Raw genomic sequence first — 24141 nt, forward strand, 5'->3', positions numbered from 1 at the left:
AAGGGAGGGTGTTCGGCTTACCCGATCAGATCCGTGCCTGCCTGTTCGATCTCGACGGCGTGCTCACCGACACCGCCAGCGTGCACAAGCGGGCATGGAAGGCGATGTTCGACGAGTTCCTCCGGCAGCGCGACGGCGACGACTTCACCCCGTTCGACGCGGGCTCCGATTACGACGACTACGTCGACGGCAAACCGCGTGGGGACGGGGTGCGCTCGTTCCTGCAGAGCCGACACATCGACGTGGACGACGACTGCGTGCGCGCGCTCGGCGACAAGAAGAACACCGCCTTCCAGCAGACGCTGGAGAAGGACGGGGTCGAGGTGTTCGACGGCTCGCGGCGGTACCTGCAGGCCGTCGCCGAGGCCGGGTTGCGCCGCGCCGTGGTGTCCTCGAGCGCCAACACCGAGCAGGTCCTGCAGATCACCGGCCTGGCGCAGTACGTCGAGGTGCGCGTCGACGGTGTGACACTGCGGGAGGAACATCTGCCCGGCAAGCCCGCACCCGACAGCTTCCTGCGGGCCGCCGAGCTGCTCGGCGTCTCACCGGCCGAGGCCGCGGTGTTCGAGGACGCCCAGTCGGGGGTGGCCGCGGGCCGCGCCGGACACTTCGGCGTCGTCATCGGCGTCGACCGGGTGGGGCAGGCCGACGAACTGCGCGAGCACGGCGCCGACACGGTGGTCACCGACCTCGAGGAGCTGCTCGACCGATGATGATCACCGACGAGGCCTTCCCGGTCGAGCCGTGGCAGATCCGCGAAACCCAGCTCGTGTTCGACCTGCTGCCGCAGACCGAGTCGATCTTCGCCCTGTCCAACGGCCACATCGGCTTACGCGGCAACCTCGACGAGGGCGAACCCTTCGGGCTGCCCGGCACCTACCTCAACGGGTTCTACGAGACACGGCCACTGCCCTACGCCGAAGCCGGGTTCGGCTATCCCGAGGACGGTCAGTCGATCGTCGACGTGACCAACGGGAAGCTGATCCGCCTGCTGGTCGAGGACGAACCGTTCGACGTCCGCTACGGCCACCTGCTGTCCCACGAGCGGGTGCTCGACATGCGGGCCGGCACCCTGACCCGGGACGTCGAGTGGAAATCGCCCGCGGGTAAGCACATTCGCGTGACCTCGGTGCGGCTGGTGTCACTGGCGCAGCGTGGGCTGGCCGCGATCGAGTACATCGTCGAGGCGGTCGACGATCCGGTGCGCGTCACCCTGCAGTCCGAGCTGGTGGCCAACGAGGACCAGCCCGAGCCGTCTGACGATCCGCGGGTCGCGTCGGTGCTGAGGAAGCCGCTCGAGGCGATTCAGCACGAGGTCAGCGACAACGGTGCGGTCCTGATCCACCGCACCCGGACCAGCAACCTGATGATGGCCGCCGCGATGGACCACGTCGTCGACGCCCCCGGCCGCGTCGACATCAGCGGTGACGCCGGAGGGGACTGGGCCCGCACCACCGTGGTCTGTGGACTGCAGCCCGGGGAAAAGCTGCGCCTGGTCAAGTATCTCGCGTACGGCTGGTCGAGCATCAGGTCCCGGCCCGCGCTGCGCGATCAGGTGGCCGCGGCCATCGCCGGAGCGCGCTACACCGGCTGGGACGGTCTGCTCGCCTCCCAGCGCGAGTACCTCGACGACTTCTGGGACAGCGCGGACGTCGAGGTCGACGGTGACGCCGACTGCCAGCAGGCGGTGCGGTTCGGGCTGTTCCACGTGATACAGGCCAGTGCCCGCGCCGAACGTCGCGCGATCGCAGGCAAGGGCCTCACCGGCACCGGTTACGACGGCCACGCCTTCTGGGACACAGAGGGATTCGTGCTGCCGGTGCTCACCTACACCGCACCCCACGCCGCCGCCGATGCACTGCGCTGGCGCTCCTCGACGCTGGATCTGGCCCGTGACCGCGCTGCCGAACTCGACCTGAAAGGTGCCAGCTTCCCGTGGCGCACCATCGCCGGCGAGGAGTGCTCCGCCTACTGGCCCGCCGGTACCGCCGCATTCCACGTCAACGCCGACATCGCGATGGCGTTCGACCGCTACCGGGTGGTCACCGGCGACGACTCGCTGGAAAAGGAGTGCGGGCTGGCGGTTCTCGTGGAGACCGCCCGGCTGTGGTTGTCATTGGGACATCACGACCGCAACGGGCTCTGGCGTATCGACGGCGTCACCGGCCCCGACGAGTACACCGCGGTGGTGCGTGACAACGTGTTCACCAACCTGATGGCGGCGAACAACCTACGCATCGCGGCCAACGCGTGCCACCGAAACCCCGATGCTGCACGCGAACTCGGCGTGGACAACGAGGAGACCGCGGCGTGGCGAGATGCCGCCGAGGCCGTGCACATCCCGTACGACGACGAGCTCGGCGTGCACCCTCAGTGCGAGGGCTTCACGACGCTGCGGGAGTGGGATTTCTCGGCGAACGCCGAGTACCCCCTGCTGCTGCACGAACCGTATGTACGCCTCTACCCGTCGCAAGTGGTCAAGCAGGCGGATCTGGTGCTGGCCATGCAGTGGCAGAGCCACGCGTTCACCCTCGAGCAGAAGGCCCGCAACGTCGACTACTACGAGAAGCGCACCACTCGTGACTCGTCTCTGTCGGCGTGCACCCAGGCGGTGATGTGCGCGGAGGTCGGCCATCTCGAGCTCGCGCACGACTACGCCTACGAGGCCGCGTTGATCGATCTGCGCAACCTGCACCACAACACCGGCGACGGGCTCCATCTGGCGTCGCTGGCGGGCAGCTGGACCGCACTCGTCGGCGGCTTCGGCGGGCTGCGCGACGACGAAGGCATGCTGAGCCTCAACCCGCATCTTCCCTCGGGAATCAAGCGACTCTCGTTCCGCTTGCGCTGGCGCAACTTTCGCGTCACCGTCGAAGCCGACCACTCGTCGGTCACCTACACGCTGCGGGACGGACCGCACCATCGCCTGACCATCAGCCACGCCGGCGAACCGCTGGAGATCAACACCGACTCGCCCACCACGGTGTCCGTCAAGCCGATCACCCCGCTGTTGCCGACGCCGACCCAGCCACCCGGGCGGGAGCCCATGCGCAGGCACTTGAAGAAATCAGACCTCGAGGCGTGAGCCGATGACGACGGTCCGCTCCAGTGGCAGCCCGAAGTAGGCGGCGGCATCGGAGGTGATGTAGGACGTGGCGATGAACAACCGGGTGCGCCACCGCGCCATCGATCGCCGATGTCCCTCGCACAGTTCGAGTTTCGACAAGAAGTAGGTCGCGTGCGCCAGGTCGAGCGGGCCTTCGGTCTGCTCGGGTTCGACCAGGCTCAGCGCCTTGGGCACGTTGATGTGTTCCATGTACCCGAACCGGGCCACCACGTGCACGATCCCGTGATCACTCGCGCCGAGCCGGTCGACGGTGATCCGTTCGGAATCCGGGACCCGCGGCACCGGCTCGGTGGTGAGAGTCATGATCACCACATGGGTCGCCAGCACGTGGTTGTGTTCGACGTTGGCGCGCATGGACAGTGGTGCCGTGTCGTCGCCTCTGTTCAGGAAGACCGCCGTGCCGGGCAGTCTCACCAGCGGCGGATCCATCGTGGCCAGCCCGTCGATGAACTCCTGCATCGGGCCTTCGACGCGGCGCCGTTCCTCGGTCACGATGCCCCGGCCCCGCTGCCACGTCGTCATCACCACGAACGCGACGACGGCGATCAGCAGCGGCAGCCACGCGCCGTGCACCAGCTTGGTCATGTTGGCCGCGAAGAACATCAGATTGACGGTCAACAACACCGCTCCACCGCCGAGCACCAGCCACAGCGGTGCTCCGGCGCGGGTCCGGGCGAGGTAGAGGAACAGCAGGGTGGTGATCGTGATCGTGCCGGTGACCGCCATCCCGAACGCGTACGCCAGTGCCGAGGAGCTGCGGAACGCGAACACCAGGATCAACACCGCCACCATCAGCATCCCGTTGATCCAGGGCACGTAGACCTGGCCCATCGCGGTGGCCGACGTGTAGTGGATGCGCAGCCGCGGCAGGTATCCCAGCTTCGCGGCCTGCGACGCGACCGAGAACGCGCCGGTGATCACCGCCTGTGAGGCGATCACCGTGGCCGCGGTCGCCAGCACCACCATCGGGATGCGACCCCACCCGGGTACCAGAAGGAAAAACGGTGCGGCGACGGCACGTTCGTCGGACAGCACCAGGGCGCCCTGCCCGAAGTAGTTCAGCGTGCAGGCCGGCAGCACCAGCCCCAGCCAGCCCACGGTGATGGCTCTGCGGCCGAAGTGCCCCATGTCGGCGTACAGCGCCTCGGCGCCGGTGACCGCGAGCACGATCGCCGCGAGCGCGAAGAACGCGATGTGGAAATGCTCGGACAGGAACTCCAGTGCGTGCGTCGGTGACAGCGCCCAGAGGATGTCGGGGTTGGCGGCGATGCCGCGGATGCCGCACGTACCGATCACGGCGAACCACACGATCATCACCGGACCGAAGAACCGGCCGACGGTTTCGGTGCCACGCCGCTGCACGGAGAACAGGACCACGATGATGACCGCCGTCACCGGCACCACGAAGTCGGCGAAGCCGGGGTCGATCACCTTGACACCCTCGACCGCCGAGAGCACCGAGATCGCCGGGGTGATCATGCTGTCGCCGAAGAACAGCGCCGCGCCGAACACTCCCAGCGCGGCCAGCACCGCGGACACTCGCCTCGCCCCCGACTCGGGGGGCTTCGAGAACTTCTTGACCAGCGTGATCAGCGCCATGATGCCGCCCTCACCGTGGTTGTCGGCGCGCATCACCAGCGTGACGTAGGTGAACGTCACGATCATCATCACCGACCAGAAGATCAACGACACCACGCCGTAGACATGTGGGCGGGACACCGGCACCGGGTGCGGGTCGTGGGGGTCGAAGACGGTGGCGAGTGTGTAGATCGGGCTGGTGCCGATGTCGCCGAACACCACACCGAGTGCGCCGACCACGATGGCCGGGCGGAGTGGATGACGACCAGTGTTCTCGGTGATAGTGGACAGTGTGACCGACGCGGTGGCAGACGCACTCGATGCGCTCTATGCGGCGCGCCCCGAGGACTTCACCGCGCGCCGGAAAGAGCTGGCGGCGGCGGCCAAGCGTGCCGGTGACGGCTCCGCCGCGAAACAGATCGGCGGCAGCCGTAAACCCACCGCCGCGGCGTGGGTGGTGAACCTGCTGGCGCTCACGAGCACCGCGCGAACACGATTGGCCGACCTGCGCGCGCGGTTGCGGGATGCGCACGCGGCGATGGACGGTGAGGCGATCCGCGCCCTGACCTCCGAGCAGCGCCGCCTCGTCGAGGAACTGAGCCGGGCGGGTTTCGCCGCCGCCGGGATCACCGAGCCGTCGCCAGGGATGCGCGACGATGTCGTGTCCACCCTGCAAGCCGCGGTCGCCGACCCGGACGTGCTCGCTCGATTGGGTCGGCTGACCAAGGCCGAGCAGTGGTCGGGCTTCGGTGACTTCGGCGTCGCGACGGCGGTGACGGCCACGCGTGGCCCGGGCCGACCCGTGCCGCGGGCCGCCCCGGCCCGGCCGGTGACGTCGCCGGCGCTCACAGCGGCACTGGCCCGGCAGGCCGACGCCGATTCCGCTCTGTCGGAGCTGCAGTCCGATCTGGCCGCGGCCCGGTTGCGCGCCGAGGACGCGCGGCGCCGCCTCGCCGCCGCCGAAGAGGCGCTCGGCGCAGCCGAAACGGCGCTGCGCGCCGCAGAAGACGCCTACTCGGCCGGCAAGCACGCGAGCCGGGAGGCCGCAGCGGCCGTCAGGGCCGCGAGATCAGCGCGCTGATTCCCGCTACCCTGGGCCCAGGCATCCACACAGGGGAGGCACGGGAGATGAAGCTTCGAGTGCTGCCGTATGTCACCGTCGAGGTGGACGACCGGCTCCAGCGCAGAATGCGGCGCGCCGGGGAGCGGTGGCGGCTGAACATGCGGGCCTACCTGCTCAGCGCGGCCGACGACGTCGACACGGCCGTGGACACCGCCGGGGATCGGGTGCGCGGGTTGTGTGACCGCGCCGTCAACCGGATCGACTCCGTGGCGGCCACCGTCACCGACAGGATCGCACCGGAACCGCAGGCGCAGCCGGCGCCGCAGGAGCGGCCCCGGCTGCGGGTGGTCAAGGGCGAGCGCGCCAGCTAGCAGCCGGCTACGTTCGCACCCGACCGGTCCGGCCGCCGACGAAGAACGAGCCGGCGAGCACGACCAGGCCGACGACGGCCACCGGGATGGACCAGGAGCGCCGCGACGACAGCGCCGATTCGCATTCGGCGACGAAATCCTTGTGGGGGATGAGCTCGTTCAGGACGGGCAGGTTGGCCGGGTTCTGCCCGTCGACGTCTCGCGCTTGCGACAGATCCGAGGCGATCGCGTTGCCACACCCGATGTCACCCTGCGGCCCGGGCACCGACACCGGCACGAGTAGCGCGATGACTCCGACGAGCAAGACCACCGCGCCGACGAGCATGACCAATCTCCGCAGATTCATGGCGCAGGGAGTGCCCAGTTCCGCGGAGCTGAAACAAGATCGATCTCCGGCACGCGCCGAGCCGGGTGGGCAGCAGGCCCTCCGATGTGCTGTCCTAGTCGGGTGATCGGCCATGGTGTGACCGTCCTGCTGTCGTTGTTGGCGGCGGTGTTTCTGGCCATCGGCATCGTGGTGCGGCAGCGGGCCACCCTCGACGTGCCGGCCGAGCACGGCGTCAGCTCGGTGATGGTGCTGACGCTGATCCGCAGACCGCTGTGGTGGGCGGGAACCGCGGCGGCGGTCGCCGGCTATGTGTTCCAGGCGCTCGCGCTGGCCAACGGGTCGCTGCTCCTCGTGCAGCCGATCCTGGTGTCGGCACTGCTGTTCGCGCTGCCGCTGTCGGCCCGTCTGGCGCATCGCCGGGTGACCCGGGCGGAGTGGGCGTGGGCGCTGCTGCTCACCGCGGCGCTGGCGGTGTTCGTGGTGCTCGCCAAACCCAGCCCCGGTGACTACGAGGCGTCACTCGGGACGTCGGCGATCGTCGCCGTCGTGTGCACGGTGTTGGTGATGGCCTGCGTCGTGGTCGCCCTGCGCAGTGCCGACTGGCGGCGCGCGGTGCTGCTCGCCGTCGCGGTGGGTGTGCTGTTCGGCGTCGTCGCCGTGTTGACGAAGTTGGTCATGCACGTCCTGATCCACGAGGGATTCCTCGCCGTCCTGGTCACACCGGTGCCCTACCTGTTGGTGGTGCTCGGGGTGATCGCGGTACTGCTGCAGCAGTCGGCGTTCCACGCCGGCTCCCTGCAGACGTCGGTGCCGACGATGCTGACGCTGGAGCCGGTGATCGCGGTCGTGCTCGGGGCGGTCGTGCTCGGCGAGCACCTGGACGTCGGCCGCCTCGACGCGGTGGCGCTGGCGATCTCGACGCTGGCGATGGCGGCCGGCACGATCGCGCTGGGCCGCGACGAAGGTGCCTACGAGGAACAACTGATCGCACCCGCCGACGCCGAGTCCGCGGGGTCTGTCGGTCAGGCCGCCTCGGGCACCGAGTAGCCGACGGAGGCCGCGACGTCGCGCAGCGCCAGCCGCAGCCGCAGCCGGCCGCGGTGCAGGCGCGACATCACGGTGCCGATCGGGATGTCGAGCCGGGTGGCGATCTCGCGGAACGCCAGGCCCTCGATGTCGGCGTAGTAGACCGCGGTGCGGTACTTCTCGGGCAGGGAATGCATCGCCGCCGCGATCGCCGGGTCGCCGATGAGCGCCAGCACCTGTTCTTCGGGGGAGCCCGCGACGCCCGCGCGTCGATGGTGGCTCAGCAGTTGGCGTTCGGAGAACTCGTCGGTGAACTCCAGGGCCGGCCGCCGCTGCGCCTTGCGGTGCTCGCTGATGTGCGCGTTGACCATGATGCGGTACAGCCACCCCGCCAGGTTGGTGCCCTCACAGAACCCGTCGAATGCCGCGAACGCCTTGGCAGCCGTCTCCTGCAGGAGATCCTCGGCACTGACGGGGTCGCGGGTCAGCCGCACCGCATGCCCGCGCAGCTGCCGCAGCAGCGGCACCGCGTCGCGTTCGAATCGTTCGGTGAGCTGGCGGCGATCGGTCATCGGGGCTCCTCGGCGTGCGTGGATGTTGCCCTCGACTCTTCCGCCGGGACACGCACCGCGTCTGCCCGGCTGACCCCCAACCGCACGGCGGACAACCACCGCGGCCTCTACCGGCTAACCCCCACCCCAGGACGCCCAGCGGTGAATCCGGATGCTGATCACGGGCCCGTCGAGCGCGACCCGTTCGTACTGCGGGTACTTCGCGCGCAGGGCAGCGTACCCCGCCGTCACCGTGTGGCCGGCCCGGTGGATCGTCGCCGTGCCGTCCGCGCGCACCCACCACAGCTGCGACCAGTCGTCGTCGTAGTGCTCGACCAGCAGGCTCACCTCGGGCCGGTGCGCGATGTTGTCCAGCCGGCGCAGCCGCTGCGTCGACTTGGGTTTCGCGTCGACGGCGGTGAACACCATGTCGTCTCGACCGGGAGCCATCGCGAACACCACCGGGACGACGTGCGGGGCGCCGTCGGGCCGCACGGTGGCGAGCACCGCCACCGGCGCGCGGGCGAATGCGGTGACCGGCCCGGACATGCTCACCTGCTCAACCCTAGGCGCGAGCAGCACCGCCAGGTTATGGTTCACCGCGATGACACGGCCAGGTAATCGCTGCGCCACTGCGCCGCCTCCTGCTCACCGGAAGGTCTCAACCATGCCCTCTGCCAACACCACTGGACGACTGTCCCGGTTCCTCGTCTGCGCCGCCTCCGCACTGCTGGTCGTCGGTGCCGCCGCATGTGCCCCGCCGGAGAAGAACGACTCCGGCTCTCAGACGCAGTCCGGTGTCAAGGCCGCCGAGGCCACCTCGGCCGCCGACTTCGGCGGCATGGACGGCCTGGTCGAGGCGGCCAAGGGCGAGGGTGAGCTCAATGTGATTGCGCTGCCACCGGATTGGGCCAACTACGGGGCGATCATCAAGGCCTTCTCCGACAAGTACGGCATCAAGGTCAATTCCGCGCAACCCGATGCGTCGAGCCAGGACGAGATCAACGCGGCCAACCAGCAGAAGGGCCGCAGCAGCGCGCCGGACGTGTTCGACCTCGGCCAGTCCGTCGCGCTGGCCAACACCGCGATGTTCGCGCCGTACAAGGTGGCGACGTTCGACGACATCCCGGCCGCGTTCAAGGATCCGAACGGGACGTGGGTCAACGACTACGGCGGTTACATGTCGATCGGATTCGACTCGGCAAAGGTGCCGCCGGTGACGAATGTCAACGATCTGCTCAAGCCGGAGTACCAGGGCAAGGTCGCGCTCAACGGCGACCCCACCCAGGCGGGCGCGGCGTTCTCCGGTGTGCTGATGGTGGCGTTGTCGCAGGGCGGTTCGGCCGACGACATCGCCCCCGGAGTCGAGTTCTTCCGCAAGCTCAAGCAGGCGGGCAACTTCCTGCCGGTCGATCCCACCCCCGCAACCATCGAGTCGGGGCAGACCCCTGTCGTGATCGACTGGAACTACACGAATTCCGCTGAGACCAAGAAGCTTCCGTCCTGGACGGTGCTGGTGCCGCCGAACGCCGCGGTCGCCGGGTACTACTACCAGGCGATCAACAAGGAGGCACCGCATCCGGCGGCCGCGCGACTGTGGCAGGAGTTCCTCTACAGCGACGAGGGGCAGAACCTCTACGCTGCGGGCGGCGTCCGCCCCGTTCGCGCCGACACCATGATCGCCGACAAGACGCTGGACGCCGAGGTCGCCAAGGCCTTGCCGGTGGTCGACGGGCCGGTCACGGTGCCGACCCCGCAGCAGACGGAAGCGGCCTCGAAGTACCTGTCGGAGAACTGGGCTGCCGCGGTTGGCTGACATGCGCCGCGTCCGAGACGGCCTGCCGCTGGTGCCGTTCCTGGCCGTCGTCGTGGTGTTCCTGATCATCCCGACGGTCACCGTCGTGGTCGGTGCGGTCTACCTCGACGGGGTGTTCTCGCTGGATCGCATCGCGGCGTTGTTCACCGGCACGGCGCTGTCGGCGCTGCGCGACAGCGTGCTGCTGTCCGCGGCCACGGCCGTGCTCGGTGCGGTGCTCGGTGCGCTGATGGCGTGGCTGATCGTCAGCAGCCCGCCGACGTCGATGGTGCGCCGGGCGGTGCTCTCGCTGTGCAGCGTGCTGGCCCAGTTCGGCGGCGTCGCACTGGCTTTCGCGTTCCTGGCGACGGTCGGGCTGAACGGTGTGCTGACGCTGTGGGTGCAGCAGGCCACCGGCTGGAACCTCGCGGGCTCGGGGTGGCTGTACGGCCTGAGCGGTTTGACCCTCGTCTACACCTACTTCCAGATCCCGCTGATGGTGATCGTCTTCGTGCCCGCGCTGGAGGGCCTGCGGGAGCAGTGGCGTGAAGCGGCGGTCAGCCTCGGCGCCTCGACGTGGGATTACTGGCGCGAGGTCGCGGTACCGCTGCTGACACCCGCGTTCCTCGGCTCGATGCTGCTGTTGTTCGCCAACGCCTTCGCCGCCTATGCGACGGCTGCCGCACTCGTCAGTCAGGGCAGCCCGATCCTGCCGCTGCTGATCCGGGCGTCGCTGGTCAGCGAGGTGGTCCTGGGGCAGGCCGGCTTCGCCTACGCGCTGGCGTTGGAGATGATCGTCGTGGTGGCCGTGGTGATGATCGCCTACAACCGGCTGGTGCGGCGCAGCGCGCGGTGGCTGTCATGACGCGGATGGTGCGCGGGCTGCTGTGGGTGCTGTTCGGACTCTTCTTCTGCTTCCCGCTCTACGCGATGGCCGACTTCTCCACCCGCGACCTGATCTCCGGCGGGCGCACCGGGCAGGCCTGGGCCAACCTGATCGCCGACGAGGCGCTCTACCAGGCGATCATCGTCTCGCTGTCACTGGCGGTGCTGACCGTGCTCGCAATGCTGATTCTGTTGGTGCCCACCATGATCTGGGTCCGGCTGCGCGCACCGTGGGCCAAGGGCATGATCGAGTTCCTCTGCCTGCTGCCGCTGACGATTCCCGCGCTGGTGATCGTCGTCGGGTTGCGCAACGTCTACCTGTGGGTCACGTACTTCCTCGGGGAGTCCGCGTTGACGCTGACGTTCGTCTACGTCGTCATCGTGCTGCCGTTCGCCTACCGGGCGTTGGATGCCGCGCTGTCGAGCATCGATCTACAGACGCTCTCCGAGGCGGCGCGATCGCTGGGTGCGGGCTGGGCGACGACGATCCTGCGGGTCGTGGTGCCCAACATCTGGTCGGGCATCCTGTCGGCCGCGTTCATCTCGATCGCCGTGGTGCTCGGCGAGTACACCATCGCCTCGCTGTCGGGATACGAGACGCTGCAGGTGCAGATCGTGACCATCGGCAAGAGCAACGGGCCGACCTCGGTGGCCGCGTCGCTCGCCACGTTGCTGTTCGGCTTCGCGCTGCTGCTGATCCTCTCCCTGGTCACCCGCGGCCGCCGCCACCAGACAGGAGTGACCACGTGACCGGAGTTGCCGTCGAGCTCACCGAGCTGACCCGTCTCTACGGTGAGACCCGGGCGCTCGACGGGCTCACCCTCCACATCGAGCCGGGCGAGATGGTGGCGTTGCTCGGCCCCTCGGGCTGCGGCAAGACCACGGCACTGCGCATCCTCGCCGGCCTCGACGAGGCGACGTCGGGCACGGTGACCGTCGGCGGCGTCGACGTCAGCAGGGTGCCCGCCAACAAGCGGGACATGGGCATGGTGTTCCAGGCTTACAGCCTGTTCCCGCACCTGACCGTGCTCGACAACGTCGCCTTCGGCTTGAAGATGCGGGGAAAAGCCAAGGGCGAGAGGCTTTCCCGGGCCGCCGACATGCTCGAGCTGGTGGGCCTGGGGGCGCTGGGCAGCCGCTACGCCAAAGAGCTTTCCGGCGGACAGCAGCAGCGTGTGGCGCTGGCCCGCGCGCTGGCGATCCAGCCCCGGGTGCTGCTGCTCGACGAACCGCTCTCGGCGCTGGACGCCAAGGTGCGCACCCAGCTGCGCGACGAGATCCGGCGGGTGCAACTCGACGTCGGCACCACCACGTTGTTCGTCACCCACGACCAGGAGGAGGCGCTGGCCGTCGCCGACCGGGTCGGGGTGATGAACAAGGGCCGGCTCGAACAGCTCGCCGAACCCGCCGAGCTCTACGCGCACCCCGCGACGCCGTTCGTCGCGGACTTCGTCGGGCTCAACAACAAGGTGCCCGCTTCGGTGTCGGGTGGTCGTGCGTCGCTGCTGGGTCTGTCGCTGCCCGCGGCACCGGGTTCGGTCGACGGTGAAGGTGTGGCGATGGTGCGGCCGGAGTCGGTCAGCGTGACCGCCGACCCGTCGGGTAGCGCGACGGTGACGTCGGTGTCGTTCCTCGGGGCGATCTCGCGGGTTCACCTGACGGCCGCCGACGGCGCCGCGCTGATGGCTCAGATGGCCAGTTCGGCTGCCCGGGATCTGCAGCCGGGGCAGCGGGTGGCGCTGCGCGTGGACAGCGACGGCGTGCTGGTCACCCGGGCCTGACGGGCGCCGAGTTCGACGAAATGGCGGGATCTCCTCGCACTTTCCCGCCCGAACGTCGGTTTGGGCGGGGAGGGGTCACACGTCCTTGACCGGGTCGATACCCAGGTCGCGGTAGCTCACGAGCGCGTGAAACGGGATGCCGCGCTTGGCGAAACGGGCCGCGGCGATGTCCCCGCGATCGACCATCGGGATCACGCCCGTCACCACGACGCCGATGGGCGCGATGCGCTCCAGTGCCAGCTCGGTGGAACCGCCGGTGCTGATCACGTCGTCGACGAGCAGCACCCGGTCCCCGGACTGCAACCGGGTGCCCTCGATCCACTGCTCGCGACCGCGGCTCTTCTGCTCCTTGCGCACCGAGAACCACGCCTTGCCGGTCACCATCGCCACGCCGTGCGCGAGCGGGTCGGCCCCCATCGTCAGGCCGCCGACCGCATCGAACTCGATGCCGTGAGCTGCGGCCAGATCGGCCACCGCGCGGCTCACCACCGACAGCCGCTCCCCGGTGTCGACGGCGAACTTGCCGTCGATGTAGTCGTGGCTGAGCTGGCCGCTGGCCAGCCGGAACGGCTCCTCACGACGTTCGTGCCCGCGGGTGCGGATCAGCTCGAACGCGGCCTGCCAGGTCTCGGGACGCTGCATCTGCTCGGACATCTGCTCGGACATAGCGCGATCGTAGTGCCCGCCCTGGATCACTGCCCGCGGGCCCGACGCGTCAACTCGACCGCGGCGGAACGCAATTCGTCGATCGAACCCAGGGGAGCGGCGAAACCGATTCGTGTGTAGGCCATTCCGCGTTCGGTCATGACACGCAGGTCGAGTCCGTATCGGTCCACGCCGGTGCACGACGCGGTGGTGGTGTCCGGGTAGCCGCCCAGTTCGCGTGCCATCGCCGCCAGTGCGTCGGCGTGATCGTCGTTGAGGTGGGTGATCGCGCCCGCGGCGTGCGGACTGACGGGGTCCGGCTCGGCGGCGGCGTAATCGGCGCTGGTCGTGGATTCCATGCGGCCGTAGCCGCCGACCCACCGCACGCGGTCCACCCGCAACACCCACAGCGTGAAGTCCGAGTAGTCGATGTAGTACTTGGCCGCAGCGACCGCCGCCAGGTGCGCGTCGCGCGCGGCGGCCTGCTCGTCGCCGCTCGGCCGTTCCACATGTCCGGCGATCGTGATGCGCGCGTTGGCCAACGGATCGGTCTCGGTGGCGGGGGCGACGACGGCGAGGCTCGCGCGCGGGTCTGCCGCCAGGTTGCGGCCGTGCTCGGCCAGATTCGACACGCAGAGCACCGGGGCGCCGCCGAGCAGGCCGTAGGTCACGAACGACGCCCACGGGTCGCCGTCGGCGGTCAGCGTCGCCAGCGTGGCGGAATTCGTCGACGCCGCGATCGTGCGGGCCTCTTCGGCCGCCGACGGGCGGGCCGGATTGACGGGTTCGCGCAGCGGCGGCGGAATGGTCGGCGCATCGCCTGGGTCGCCGTGATCGCGGGGTCGGCTTCCGGACGTCACCACGGCACCATAGCTGGCACCATGAACCGCTGACGCACGCGTCGATTTCCGGCGGCTCTCAGCAAACTCCGAACCGGCCGTGGGCTTGTGCTGATGTGCGAGAATTGCCCAGATAGTCAACGGCTTGGATTCGATCCCGGGTTCGGTACTGCGTCCGGCTGAATGAGGGGACATCATGGGGCGGCCCGCATCGCGTGTCTTCGCGGCCGCCGGTGCGCTCGTCACGGTCGTCTTCCTCAGCGGGATCGGCGCCGCACCCGTCCTGGCTCAGCCGTCGGACGGCGACGGTTCCTCGCAGACCACGTCGGACTCCGGCGAGAAGGATTCCGGTTCCGAGGCGCCGAAGGACACGTCGACCGACACCTCCACCGGTGGCTCGACGGCGTCGATCGACCCTCCCGATACGGACTCGTCGGTCTCCGTCGACACCGACGTCGACGAACCCACGCGCAGCGGGGGCTCACGCGAACCCTCCGAACCCGATTCCCCGCCGTCCTCGCGCGAGTCCGGCAAGGCCGACTCCGGCCGCTCGCTGACGCTCCCGATGCTGCGGCTACCCGCCCCCGGTGAGATCCCGTCGGGCCAGCTCCCTCTGCCGCGCAACTTCTACACCACCGTCGAGATCCCCGTACCCACCCTGACGCAGTTCCTGTCGGCATTGTCGATCGTGCCGCCCGCCCCGCCGCCGGGGCCGTCGTTCCGCACCCAGGAGGAGGCTCCGGTGGTGGACGCCGCCACCGGCACCGCCGGCGGAGGGGGTGGCGGCGGCGCCGGTCGTGACCCGGCGGTGCTGCACGCGCCGCTGGTCGTGACCGTTCCCCGCGCCATCACGGCCGCCGGAACCGGAGCCCGGGCCGGCGCCCGCACACCCGGCGCCGTCGCTGCCGAACCGGGCGTGACCGCCCCCGGTGTCGCCGGGGCGAGCACCCCGACGATCCGCGGTTCGATCGCCCCGACGCCCGGCGCCACCGCACGACCGATGGCCACCGGTGCGGGGCCGCGGCCCGAATCGATGCCACGCTCCATGGTGAGTCCGACCGTCGCGCAGCTCGCCGCCGTGGCGCTTCCCGGGCTCGCCGGCCTCATCCTGCTGACCTTCGGCGGCGGCGTGGTCGGCTACCGGCAGGCCAACAGCCTGCGCTTCGTGCGCACTGCCGGTGCAGAGCGTTTCCTCGCCTGAGCGTGAGGTCCACGGCGCCGGAACGGGTACTAGAGACACCGTGATGAGATTGCCGTTCGCTGACTGGATCGTGCGACAGCGCTGGTACGCCGGTCGCACCCGCCAACTGACCCGCGCCGAACCCGCCGCCGTGACCTCCCTCGGTGCCGATCTCGACCACGTCCTGCTCGACGTCGGATACGCCGACAACACCACCGAGCGCTACCAGGTGCTGATCCGCTGGAGCGACACCCCGGTGCCCGAGTTCGGTGACCTCGCGGCCATCGGGTCCGACGAGGGTCGATTCGCCTACGACGCCATGTTCGACCCCGCCGCGGCCAGCCGTCTGCTCACCCTGATCGACGAGTCGGCGACGGCGGGTCCGCTGACGTTCGCCAAGGAGCCCGGCGCCACGTTGCCGCTCGACGCGGCGCCCCGGGTGTCGGGAGCCGAACAGAGCAACACCAGCGTGATCTTCGGCAGCGACGCCATCCTCAAGGTGTTCCGCCGGGTGACAGCAGGCATCAATCCCGACATCGAGTTGAACCAGGTATTGGCGCGCGCACACAACAGCCATGTCGCGACGCTGTTCGGATCGTTCGAGACCACCTCCGAGACCGATCCGGCGGAGCCGTCCGCGCTGGGCATGGTGACCGCGTTCGCGGCCGGCAGCTGCGAGGGCTGGGACATGGCGACGGCCAGCACCCGCGAGGACTTCTCCGACTTCACCGCCGAGTCCCGCCCACTCGGGGAGGCGGTGGCCTCGGTGCACGCCGCGCTGGCCGAGGCCCTGGGAACCTCGACCGTCCCGTTCCCCGTCGACACGGTGCTGCACCGGTTGCGCACCGCGGTCGACGCCGCGCCCGCGCTGGCCGAGCATGCGCCTCGGATCGAGGCGCGCTATCGCGCCCTGGCCGGCGAGACGATGCTCGTGCAGCGCGTGCACGGAGATCTGCATCTGGGCCAGGTGCTGCGGACCGAGGACGGCTGGGTGCTCATCGACTTCGAGGGCGAACCCGGAGCGCCGCTCGAGGAGCGGCGTCGACCGGACTCGCCGATGCGTGACGTGGCAGGGGTGTTGCGGTCGTTCGAGTACGCCGCCTACCAGCTGGTGGTCGAGCGCGGTGACGGTGACGGAGGTGGCCGCGAGCTCGCGGAGCGGGCGCGGCAGTGGGTGGAGCGCAACAGTGCCGCCTTCTGCGACGGGTACGCCGCCGGCGGCGGGTCGGATCCGGCTGCGGCGAGGCACATCCTGGCTGCCTATGAGCTGGATAAGGCCGTCTACGAGGCGGCGTACGAGGCCCGGTTCCGGCCGACGTGGCTGCCGATCCCGATGCGGTCGATCGAGCGCATCGTGGCGAGCTGAAGGGCCGAACAAGCTGGCAACCGTGGCCACCCGGTAGGTCACCGCCGCTCTACGGCTCCTACTCCGGCCCGCCCGACCGGTGGCATGGCGTCATGACGCCCACCAACAGGCGGCCACGGCTGCAACAGCTCTCTCAAGCTAACACATCGATGCGGTAAAGACGCTGAACCCGGCCGCTAAGCGCGATGCCGCGCAACGTCTTTCATTACGGGGGTCAGTCGGTCTGCGCACGCAGCACGACGGTCGCCCGCGCCGGCACCTCGAGCGTCGCCCCTGCCGGGTGTGCTTCGGCCGGCTCACCGTCGGGGGTGAGTTCGGCGGTGTGGATCTCCTGCACCCACGCCTTCCCGAACTCCTTGGGCGGCAACGTGAACTCGATCGGCTCGTAGTGGGCGTTGAAGCACAGCAGGAACGAGTCGTCGATCACCCGCTGGCCGCGCGCATCCATGTCCGGGATGCCGTGGCCGTTGAGGAACACCGTGAGCGACTTGGCGAAGCCGGCCTCCCAGTCCTCGCCGCTCATCTCGGTGCCGTCCGGACTGAACCACGCGATGTCGGGAAGTCCGGCGACGCCGCGGCGGCCGACGGGCTTGCCGGAGAAGAACCGGCGCCGCCGGAACACGGGGTGATTGGCCCGCAATTCCGCGACCGCGCGCGTGAAGTCCAGCAGGCCCTCGTCGACCGTGGACCAGTCGATCCAGGTGATCTCGTTGTCCTGGCAGTAGCCGTTGTTGTTGCCGCCCTGGGTGCGTCCGAGCTCATCGCCGTGGCACATCATCGGCACGCCCTGGGACAGCAGCAGCGTGGCCATGAAGTTGCGTTCCTGCTGGGCGCGCAGCGCGTTGATCTCCGGATCGTCGGTGGGCCCTTCGACCCCGCAGTTCCAGGACCGGTTGTGGCTCTCGCCGTCGTTGTTGTCCTCGCCGTTGGCCTCGTTGTGTTTCTCGTTGTACGACACCAGGTCGCGCAGCGTGAACCCGTCGTGGGCGATGACGAAGTTGATCGACGCGACAGGCCTGCGCGCGGTGTGCTCGTAGAGGTCCGAGGAGCCGGTCAACCGGTAGGCGAACTCGTCGATGCTGGCGCCTTCGCCGCGCCAGAAGTCGCGGACGGTGTCGCGGTACTTGCCGTTCCACTCCGTCCACTGCGGCGGGAAGTTACCCACCTGATAGCCACCCGGGCCGACGTCCCACGGCTCGGCGATCAGCTTGACCTGGCTGACCGTCGGGTCCTGCTGCACGAGTTCGAAGAACGTGGCCAGGCGGTCGACTTCGTAGAACTCGCGGGCCAGTGTCGAGGCCAGGTCGAAGCGGAACCCGTCGACGTGCATCTCGGTCACCCAGTACCGCAGCGAGTCCATCAGCAGCTGCAGCGTGTGCGGATGGCTGACGTTGAGGCTGTTGCCGGTGCCCGTGTAGTCCATGTAGAACCGCTTGTCGTCGTCGACGAGGTGGTAGTACGCGGCGTTGTCGATGCCGCGCATGGACAACGTCGGACCCATGTGGTTGCCCTCGGCGGTGTGGTTGTAGACCACGTCGAGGATGACCTCGATGTTCGCCTCGTGCAGCGCCCGCACCATCGCCTTGAACTCCTGGACCTGTCCCCCCGGGTTCGGGTTGGAGCTGTACTTGAAGTCCGGCGCGAAGAAGCCGATGGTGTTGTAGCCCCAGTAGTTCGACAGCCCCTTGTCCACCAGCGTCGAATCGTTGGCGAAGTGGTGCACCGGCATCAGCTCGATCGCGGTGATGCTCAGTGACTTCAGGTGCTCGATGATCGCCGGGTGCGCCACGGCGGCGTAGGTGCCGCGGATCTGTTCCGGAATGTCGGGATGCGTCATGGTGAGGCCCTTGACGTGGGCCTCGTAGATCACCGAGTCGGCGTACTCGTGGTTCGGTGGCCGGTCGACGCCCCAGTCGAAGTAGGGGTTGATCACAACGCACTTGGGCATGTTGGCGGCCGAGTCGTCGTCGTTGCGGCTGTCCGGGTCGCCGAAGTTGTAGCTGAACAGCGACTGATCCCACTCGAAGGTGCCGTCGATCGCCTTGGCGTAGGGGTCGAGCAGCAGCTTGTTGGGGTTGCAGCGCAGACCGTTCTCGGGGTCGTAGGGGCCGTGCACCCGGTAGCCGTAGCGCTGGCCGGGCTCGATGCTCGGGATGAACCCGTGCCAGACGAAGCCGTCGACCTCGGGCAGCGTGATGCAGGCGGTCTGGTCGCCGGCTGCGTCGAACAGGCACAGCTCGACCTTCTCGGCGGCCTCGCTGAACAGCGCGAAGTTGGTGCCGTAGCCGTCGTAGGTGGCGCCGAGGGGGTAGGCCTTGCCGGGCCACACCTCGAGCGGAAAGGAGGTGTCCGGCGAGGCGGCGGTCTGAGTCAAGGAACTCTCCTGGTGTTCGATCGGCTGGTGGCGGTAGCGGATGCCCAGAACGGGGACGGTGCAACCGTCCGATGGGTCACAGATTCGTCGTCAGTGGACGGTCACGCCGGCGGCTCGTAGGGCGCCGACGGCTTCGTCGGTCGACGCGGAGGCGACGCCGGCGGTGAGATCGAGCAGCACACGGGTGGTCAGCCCGTGGGCGGCGGCGTCGGCGGCGGTCGCCTTGACGCAGTAATCGGTGGCGATGCCCACGACGTCGACGGTGTCCACATCGCGCCGGCGCAGCCAGTCGGCCAGCGAGGTGCCGTCGTCGTCGACGCCCTCGAAGCCGCTGTAGGCGGCCGAGTACCGGCCTTTGTGGAACACCGCCTCCACGGGCGTGGCATCCAGATCGGGGTGGAACTCGGCGCCGTCGGTGCCGACGACGCAGTGCCGCGGCCAGGACGTGACGTAGTCCGGGTGATCGGAGAAATGCTCACCCGGGTCGATGTGGAAGTCCTTGGTGGCCACCACGTGGTCGTAGCCGTGCTCGCCGCCCAGCAGGCCGGTGATGGCGCGCGCCACGGCGGCACCGCCCTCGACGGCCAGCGATCCGCCTTCGCAGAAGTCGTTCTGCACGTCGACGATGATGAGCGCGTTCATCCACCCACGGTATCGCCGTTGCCTCTGACCCGCTGATGGGCGGTCAGGAGCAGGTGATCGAACGTCTCCCGGCTCGGCAGTGTGTCCCGGTAGTCGAGCTGCTGGTAGTCGGCGAGCAGCTGCTCGGCCAGTGCGCGCAACTTGACGTTGCACTCCTGTGAGCGCCAGCGCAGCAACTCGAACGCGGCGTCGCCGTCCACCCGGTAGATGAGCATCAGCATGCCCTTCACCTGTTCGATCACCGCGCGGTTCTCGGCGATCTCCGCCAACGCGGCGGTGACCATCTCCTGGGTCATCGTCCCGGTCGAGGTGACGTCGACATAGAAGCCGTGTGTGCCGACCACCTGACCCTGCTCGTCGGTCATCCGGTCGCCGACCACGACGACGTCGCGGATGTCACCGCGGGTGTCGACGATGCGATGCCGAGTGGAGAACGGCCGGTGGGCTCGGCGCATCTCCTCCAGTGTCGCGGCGATCGTCTGACGATCGTCGGGATGTTTGTGGGAGAGCACGAGTTCGGTGGTCGGCGTCACCGTGCCGGGTTCGTAGCCGTGCATGATCTGCACCGCTTTCGACCACTCCCAGCGCTCGTCGTCGAAGTGGAATGTGAACCATCCGACGCGCTGCGGTTCGTCACCGTCGAGCGCCTGCTCTTTTGAGTCCACGCCGGGCACATCGAGCACGATAGCGTCGGAGACGCCCCCGGTATGCGAAGTCAGCCACCGAACAGCAAATACAACCCCAGGAATGTGTAGCCGACCATCACCAACATCATGGCCAGCTGCCCGGTCACCTGATGCGCCCGCGGGAGCAAAGCCAATGAGCGGTCGTGCGCGGCGATGACACCGGCGATGTGGCCGGCGACGACGAAGCCCACCTTGAGCGTGGCGCCCACCGCGGGATGCATCGAGAGCAGGTAGCTGACCTCGTTGTCGGCCAGGCCCAGGACATTCCAGCCTCGACCGAGCGGGTCCGCCAGCCGGATGATCGCCTCCTGCCCGCGCTCGACCAGGTAGGTGAGGTAGTGGGCGAACACGTAACCGATGACGATCGGGATCAGCGAGTGGGCCATCTCGGCCGGCAGTTCACGCCGCCGCTGCGCATCGACGCCTCCGGTGCAGCGGGCCGCCAGGGTGAAGGACCCCGCGACCACTACGGCGAACAGCAGCAGACCCGCCGTCCGCAGCAGGCTGGCCGTCGCCGCCGAGTCCGTGACCCGGTCGGAGAAATTGCGGAACGCGGGCGTCGCGGAGAAGCTGTCGAACGCGGTCGAGCCGAGCAGCACTGACAGCACCGCGACGACGCCGGGGCGCACCGGCAGCGTCGGCAGGTGATCGAACGGGTTGCCGATCGCGATCCGGCCGTCGGGATTGCGGCGCATCGGAGAGAGCCGGGACGCGACGACGCTGTAGACCTCGAACGGATCCGCGCGGGCGCACCATCGGGTGCCGCACCACAGCGTGCCCGCGAACGTGATGGCCAGGTAGACGAGGAGCCAGATCCGGATCGCGTGCAGGGACCCGGGATCCGGGCTGGCCAACTCGAGCCAGACGAATGCGAACGAGCCCACCGCGGCCGGCCAGTACCCCAGCCGCTCGGGGTAGCTGCGTCCCAGCGAGGGTCTGCCGATGACGCGGTGCACGGCACGGACCGGCGAGATGGCCCGCCACACCGGGCCGAACAGCAGGGACAGCGCGACGAGCCCCACCCACAGCAGCACGTAGAACACGCCGGGGAGCGCGTTGTCGGATGTCTGCGGCCCGAAGACGGCGGCCATCGCCACCCACGCCGTCAACACCAGTGTCAGCACCGTCACGATCCAGCGGGTCGCCGTCGCGTCGACGACACGCGTGACCACGCCGGGAAGAGCCCGGCCCGGCCGCGTCGCGTCGAACTTCGGTGTCCGCCACGCCAGCGCGACGACGGCGAACGTGAACGTCAGTGCCCAGGCCGCACCGATCAGGGCGTACGTGAACGGGATCGGCAGATCGGTCGAGCCGCCCAACCCGTGGGCGAGCACGTGGGAGGTCACTGAACGGCGATGGTGGCGATGGTCTTGTTCAGCTCGTGCAGTTCGATGTCGATGCGCCCGGGTACGTCGGCGGAGAACTGGAATGTCTGGCCGGGACCGACGGCGATCGGGAACGAATGCTCGGGCGTGGAGTGCACGTGCAGTTCGTCGACGGCGTCACTGTCGACCTGAATCACGATGGGCTGGTTGACCTTCGCCTGCAATTGTTCGTTGGTCGGCGTGACCTGGCCGTCCTTGATCGTCACGTCGACCACGACCCGCTGCGGCGGGTTCTGCGCGTCGGTCATCTGCGTCGGCGCCGGGCCGCCCGCGCTGGAACTCGCGGTGCCGGCGTCGTCACTCTTGTTGCCTCCGCACCCGGCGATCAGCACAGCCGCAGCGGCACTCAGCACGAGAAGTCTTCTCACGGTTCCCCTGTCTCGTCGGACTTCTTGCGGTTCTTCCTGGCGATGTAGAACACCACGCCGGCCACCACGAACGCCGGGGCGAACGCGGGCAGCGCCAACCAGATCGAGTGATCCGCGAGGATCACCACCTCCGCCGCCGGGGTCATGCCTGCGCGGAGGGTTGCAGCTCGTTCTCGCTGCCGGTCGGCTCGTTGTTGTTGATGCGGCCACCACCCCAGCTGATCCCGGCGATCATCGCCAGGGTGCAGACCAGCACGATGAGGCAGCCGATGAGCCACAGCGAGGCGGGGATGTCGGGGCTGCGCTCGCGCTGGAGGATGGTGATCTCCGAGACGAACGGCCGGGTGAACTGCGCCTCGGCCGGTACCTCCTCGGCGCCGATGCCCGGATCTCCGGCGAGGAAGATGGGCACCGCGGTGAGTGTGGTGCCGTCGTGGACGCGCAGCAGCGTCTTCCACTGCCCCGACACGGGCATCGGCTTGGTCGAGACGTAATGGCCCGGCCCCACCTGGTCGAGGTGATCGATGAACTGGCCGCGTTCGTTGGCCAGCCCGCCCTGCCACGCGAGCACCGACACCCAGTTGGGGTCGTCGCTGATCGCGTCCGGAGGGTTGAAGCGGACGTCGGCGGTCACGAAGCGTCCGGGGCCGGGCCCCTGGGTTTCCGTCAGCGCGAAGGTCGCAGTCTCGTTCTGCGGCACCGAATATCGCAGGCCGTTGGCGGTGGCGCCTCCGATCGCGAGCACGGTCAGCACGACCAGGCCGATGGACATCGCGCGGCCGGGCAGTTTCCGGCCGGTGAGGACCATGCCGATCATGCCTCCGCAGCCGCCCGCCAGGATCGCGACGGGCACGGACATCGCCAGCGCCTCGGGCCAGATGCTGGTCGGCCACGGGTAGGGGTAGATGGCGTCGATCCACAGCGACTCCAGCCACAGCCCGACGGTGGCGACGCCCAGGCCGCTGACCATGCCGAAGAGCACCGGACGTTTGAACAGCGGTGTGAGCGCCACCAACTCCACGACCAGGGCGGGGCCGAGATACAGCGGGAACCAGTTCACGGGCGCGTCGAGCAGAGGCGCGACCATGAACGCGATGATCCCGCGCAGACCGATGGCCACGACGGCGGCGATGATCGCCGCGCCGCGACCGAGGAAGATGCGGGCGGCGACGAGAGCCACCGCGGCCGCCGCCGCGATCAGCATCGGCTGGAACACCTGCCGGAATTGCGGTACGCCGAAGTCGAATTCGATCTGGTACACCGAGAGGCCGATCAGCACACCGGCGAACGCGAGGTACTGGATGAACTTCAGCCCGATGCCGTCGCGCGGGGCGTCCGCGCCGACCGCTCGCTTGCCTTCGACTTCCAGATAGGCCGCGGCGATCGTGGAGAAGCCGGCGCCGCCGATCATCATCAGGTGCGTCGGACCCCACAGCGTGACGTCCTGGCCGAAGATGCGGTGCCACACGTCGTCGAGCGGGAAGCCGATCAGCGCGTACATGCCGCAGCCGGCCATCACGATGCCGCCGACCGGGGCGTACCAGTTGTCGGTGATGCGGACGGCGGCCGGACCCGGCTTGTCGAAGGGCAGCACGATCGCCGTGCATCCCGCGATGAACACGAAGAACAGCCCGATGATGATGAAGTAGTGCGCCGGGTTGGCCAGCGGACCGGGATCGCGGCCCTTGCCGATGTGCAGGCTGACGTCCCAGATGAAGCCGAACAGCGCGCAGATGATCGCGCTGACGAAGATCGCGACGGGCAGTGCCACCCATCCCGGCCGGTGGAACTTACGGCCCAACCACTCGGCGAGGTCGGCCAGCCAGGAGATCCTGTGCTGGCGGTGCAGATATCCGATCCACAGCAGGACCGCGGTGACGGCGAGAGCCACCGCGGACAGGCCGAACACCTGGCTGAGTTCGGCGCCACCACCTTCGCTGCCCTGTGCGAGCACCGCGACGTCCGGTCGAGAATGCGTCATCGTCATTCCTGTTCACCCGTGCCGATGGAGTCCTTACTGGGCGGTAATGTTGCCAGAAGCACCTCAGGTGAAACCAGGGGTATCGGGTTTTTTCACCAACCGACATCTTGACGCGTTCGTGACGTCGCTGCTGCCACTGCCTGGTGCATGCGTGCGAACGTCCGGCGCCC

Annotated in this window: 24 protein-coding genes; 11 read left to right on the forward strand and 13 right to left on the reverse strand. The window is 68.8% G+C overall.

The annotated features are described in order from the left end of the window. The first annotated feature begins 8 nt into the window (after positions 1–8). Together MHN84_RS22510 and MHN84_RS22515 are read left to right on the forward strand one after the other, a co-directional pair. Complete coding sequence (locus MHN84_RS22510) at positions 9–713, forward strand: beta-phosphoglucomutase family hydrolase (protein ID WP_241206735.1); 705 nt, start codon at positions 9–11, stop codon at positions 711–713. Continuing rightward, entirely contained in the window at positions 713–3085 is a 2373-nt protein-coding gene (locus MHN84_RS22515) for a glycoside hydrolase family 65 protein (RefSeq protein ID WP_241206817.1), read from the forward strand. Before MHN84_RS22510 ends, MHN84_RS22515 begins: the two co-directional genes overlap by 1 nt. On the opposite strand, the gene MHN84_RS22520 is transcribed toward MHN84_RS22515, so the two are convergent. Further along, positions 3068–4945: a potassium transporter Kup gene (locus MHN84_RS22520; RefSeq protein ID WP_241206736.1), complete on the reverse strand. Its 1878-nt coding sequence runs from the start codon at positions 4943–4945 to the stop codon at positions 3068–3070. The two genes, MHN84_RS22515 and MHN84_RS22520, sit on opposite strands and share 18 nt — an antisense overlap. A gap of 52 nt (positions 4946–4997) precedes the next feature. Between MHN84_RS22520 and MHN84_RS22525 the strand changes: the two genes are divergently transcribed. Beyond that, positions 4998–5786, forward strand: a complete 789-nt coding sequence (locus MHN84_RS22525; protein WP_241206737.1) for a hypothetical protein — start codon at positions 4998–5000, stop codon at positions 5784–5786. 47 nt (positions 5787–5833) lie between these two features. Then, positions 5834–6139, forward strand: a complete 306-nt coding sequence (locus MHN84_RS22530; RefSeq protein WP_241206738.1) for a hypothetical protein — start codon at positions 5834–5836, stop codon at positions 6137–6139. Between the two features lie 7 nt (positions 6140–6146). Here the strand turns inward: MHN84_RS22530 and MHN84_RS22535 are convergent, their stop codons facing one another. Next, positions 6147–6485 (reverse strand): aminopeptidase, encoded by a 339-nt coding sequence (locus tag MHN84_RS22535; protein ID WP_241206739.1) that lies wholly within the window; start codon positions 6483–6485, stop codon positions 6147–6149. 102 nt (positions 6486–6587) lie between these two features. Here MHN84_RS22535 and MHN84_RS22540 point away from each other — a divergent pair, with 102 nt between their 5' ends. Then, positions 6588–7514, forward strand: coding sequence for a DMT family transporter (locus MHN84_RS22540; RefSeq protein WP_241206740.1), 927 nt, complete (start codon positions 6588–6590; stop codon positions 7512–7514). Here the strand turns inward: MHN84_RS22540 and MHN84_RS22545 are convergent. Then, entirely contained in the window at positions 7490–8065 is a 576-nt protein-coding gene (locus MHN84_RS22545) for a sigma-70 family RNA polymerase sigma factor (protein ID WP_241206741.1), read from the reverse strand. The two genes, MHN84_RS22540 and MHN84_RS22545, sit on opposite strands and share 25 nt — an antisense overlap. Positions 8066–8179: 114 nt before the next feature. Then, entirely contained in the window at positions 8180–8593 is a 414-nt protein-coding gene (locus MHN84_RS22550; RefSeq protein ID WP_241206818.1) for a TIGR03668 family PPOX class F420-dependent oxidoreductase, read from the reverse strand. A gap of 118 nt (positions 8594–8711) precedes the next feature. On the opposite strand from MHN84_RS22550, the gene MHN84_RS22555 reads away from it, so the two are divergent. Genes MHN84_RS22555 through MHN84_RS22570 form a run of 4 tightly spaced genes read left to right on the forward strand, consistent with a single transcriptional unit; the run spans position 8712 to position 12505 of the window. Then, positions 8712–9860: an ABC transporter substrate-binding protein gene (locus MHN84_RS22555; RefSeq protein WP_241206742.1), complete on the forward strand. Its 1149-nt coding sequence runs from the start codon at positions 8712–8714 to the stop codon at positions 9858–9860. Between the two features lies 1 nt (position 9861). Next, positions 9862–10704, forward strand: a complete 843-nt coding sequence (locus MHN84_RS22560) for an ABC transporter permease (RefSeq protein WP_374238406.1) — start codon at positions 9862–9864, stop codon at positions 10702–10704. Continuing rightward, entirely contained in the window at positions 10701–11474 is a 774-nt protein-coding gene (locus MHN84_RS22565) for an ABC transporter permease (RefSeq protein ID WP_241206744.1), read from the forward strand. The genes MHN84_RS22560 and MHN84_RS22565 overlap by 4 nt, the downstream gene beginning before the upstream one ends. Next, positions 11471–12505, forward strand: a complete 1035-nt coding sequence (locus MHN84_RS22570) for an ABC transporter ATP-binding protein (protein WP_241206745.1) — start codon at positions 11471–11473, stop codon at positions 12503–12505. The genes MHN84_RS22565 and MHN84_RS22570 overlap by 4 nt, the downstream gene beginning before the upstream one ends. A 75-nt stretch (positions 12506–12580) precedes the next feature. Here MHN84_RS22570 and pyrE read toward each other — a convergent pair whose 3' ends face one another. Together pyrE and MHN84_RS22580 are read right to left on the reverse strand one after the other, a co-directional pair. Next, a complete protein-coding gene (gene pyrE / locus MHN84_RS22575) occupies positions 12581–13159 on the reverse strand; it encodes an orotate phosphoribosyltransferase (protein ID WP_241206819.1) in 579 nt (192 codons plus the stop codon). A 38-nt stretch (positions 13160–13197) separates the two neighbouring features. Further along, positions 13198–14010 carry a HugZ family protein gene (locus MHN84_RS22580; RefSeq protein WP_241206746.1) on the reverse strand — a complete coding sequence of 271 codons (813 nt, stop codon included), beginning with the start codon at positions 14008–14010 and terminating at the stop codon, positions 13198–13200. Between the two features lie 175 nt (positions 14011–14185). On the opposite strand from MHN84_RS22580, the gene MHN84_RS22585 reads away from it, so the two are divergent. Both MHN84_RS22585 and MHN84_RS22590 read left to right on the forward strand, forming a co-directional pair. Next, positions 14186–15190, forward strand: a complete 1005-nt coding sequence (locus MHN84_RS22585) for an MSCRAMM family adhesin SdrC (RefSeq protein ID WP_241206747.1) — start codon at positions 14186–14188, stop codon at positions 15188–15190. Positions 15191–15233: 43 nt separating this feature from the next. Beyond that, positions 15234–16535 carry a phosphotransferase gene (locus MHN84_RS22590; protein WP_241206748.1) on the forward strand — a complete coding sequence of 434 codons (1302 nt, stop codon included), beginning with the start codon at positions 15234–15236 and terminating at the stop codon, positions 16533–16535. 214 nt (positions 16536–16749) lie between these two features. Here the strand turns inward: MHN84_RS22590 and glgX are convergent, their stop codons facing one another. The 7 genes from glgX to MHN84_RS22625 all read right to left on the reverse strand — a co-directional run bounded on the left by glgX (position 16750) and on the right by MHN84_RS22625 (position 23971). Then, on the reverse strand, positions 16750–18909 hold the full coding sequence (gene glgX, locus MHN84_RS22595; protein ID WP_241206749.1) for a glycogen debranching protein GlgX: 2160 nt from the start codon (positions 18907–18909) through the stop codon (positions 16750–16752). 90 nt (positions 18910–18999) lie between these two features. Beyond that, the gene (locus tag MHN84_RS22600) at positions 19000–19551 is read right to left on the reverse strand and encodes an isochorismatase family protein (protein ID WP_241206750.1); all 552 of its coding nucleotides are present in this window, start codon (positions 19549–19551) and stop codon (positions 19000–19002) included. Continuing rightward, entirely contained in the window at positions 19548–20225 is a 678-nt protein-coding gene (locus MHN84_RS22605) for an ANTAR domain-containing protein (RefSeq protein WP_241206751.1), read from the reverse strand. The genes MHN84_RS22600 and MHN84_RS22605 overlap by 4 nt, the downstream gene beginning before the upstream one ends. A 41-nt stretch (positions 20226–20266) precedes the next feature. Beyond that, the gene (locus MHN84_RS22610) at positions 20267–21583 is read right to left on the reverse strand and encodes a hypothetical protein (RefSeq protein ID WP_241206752.1); all 1317 of its coding nucleotides are present in this window, start codon (positions 21581–21583) and stop codon (positions 20267–20269) included. Further along, complete coding sequence (locus tag MHN84_RS22615; protein ID WP_241206753.1) at positions 21580–21990, reverse strand: hypothetical protein; 411 nt, start codon at positions 21988–21990, stop codon at positions 21580–21582. Before MHN84_RS22615 ends, MHN84_RS22610 begins: the two co-directional genes overlap by 4 nt. Beyond that, positions 21987–22136, reverse strand: a complete 150-nt coding sequence (locus MHN84_RS22620) for a hypothetical protein (RefSeq protein ID WP_241206754.1) — start codon at positions 22134–22136, stop codon at positions 21987–21989. The genes MHN84_RS22615 and MHN84_RS22620 overlap by 4 nt, the downstream gene beginning before the upstream one ends. Next, the gene (locus MHN84_RS22625; RefSeq protein ID WP_241206755.1) at positions 22133–23971 is read right to left on the reverse strand and encodes a hypothetical protein; all 1839 of its coding nucleotides are present in this window, start codon (positions 23969–23971) and stop codon (positions 22133–22135) included. The genes MHN84_RS22620 and MHN84_RS22625 overlap by 4 nt, the downstream gene beginning before the upstream one ends. Positions 23972–24141 lie beyond the last annotated feature (170 nt).

Source organism: Mycobacterium sp. PSTR-4-N (genome assembly GCF_022348085.1).
In the GTDB taxonomy this organism is placed as follows: Bacteria; Actinomycetota; Actinomycetes; order Mycobacteriales; family Mycobacteriaceae; genus Mycobacterium.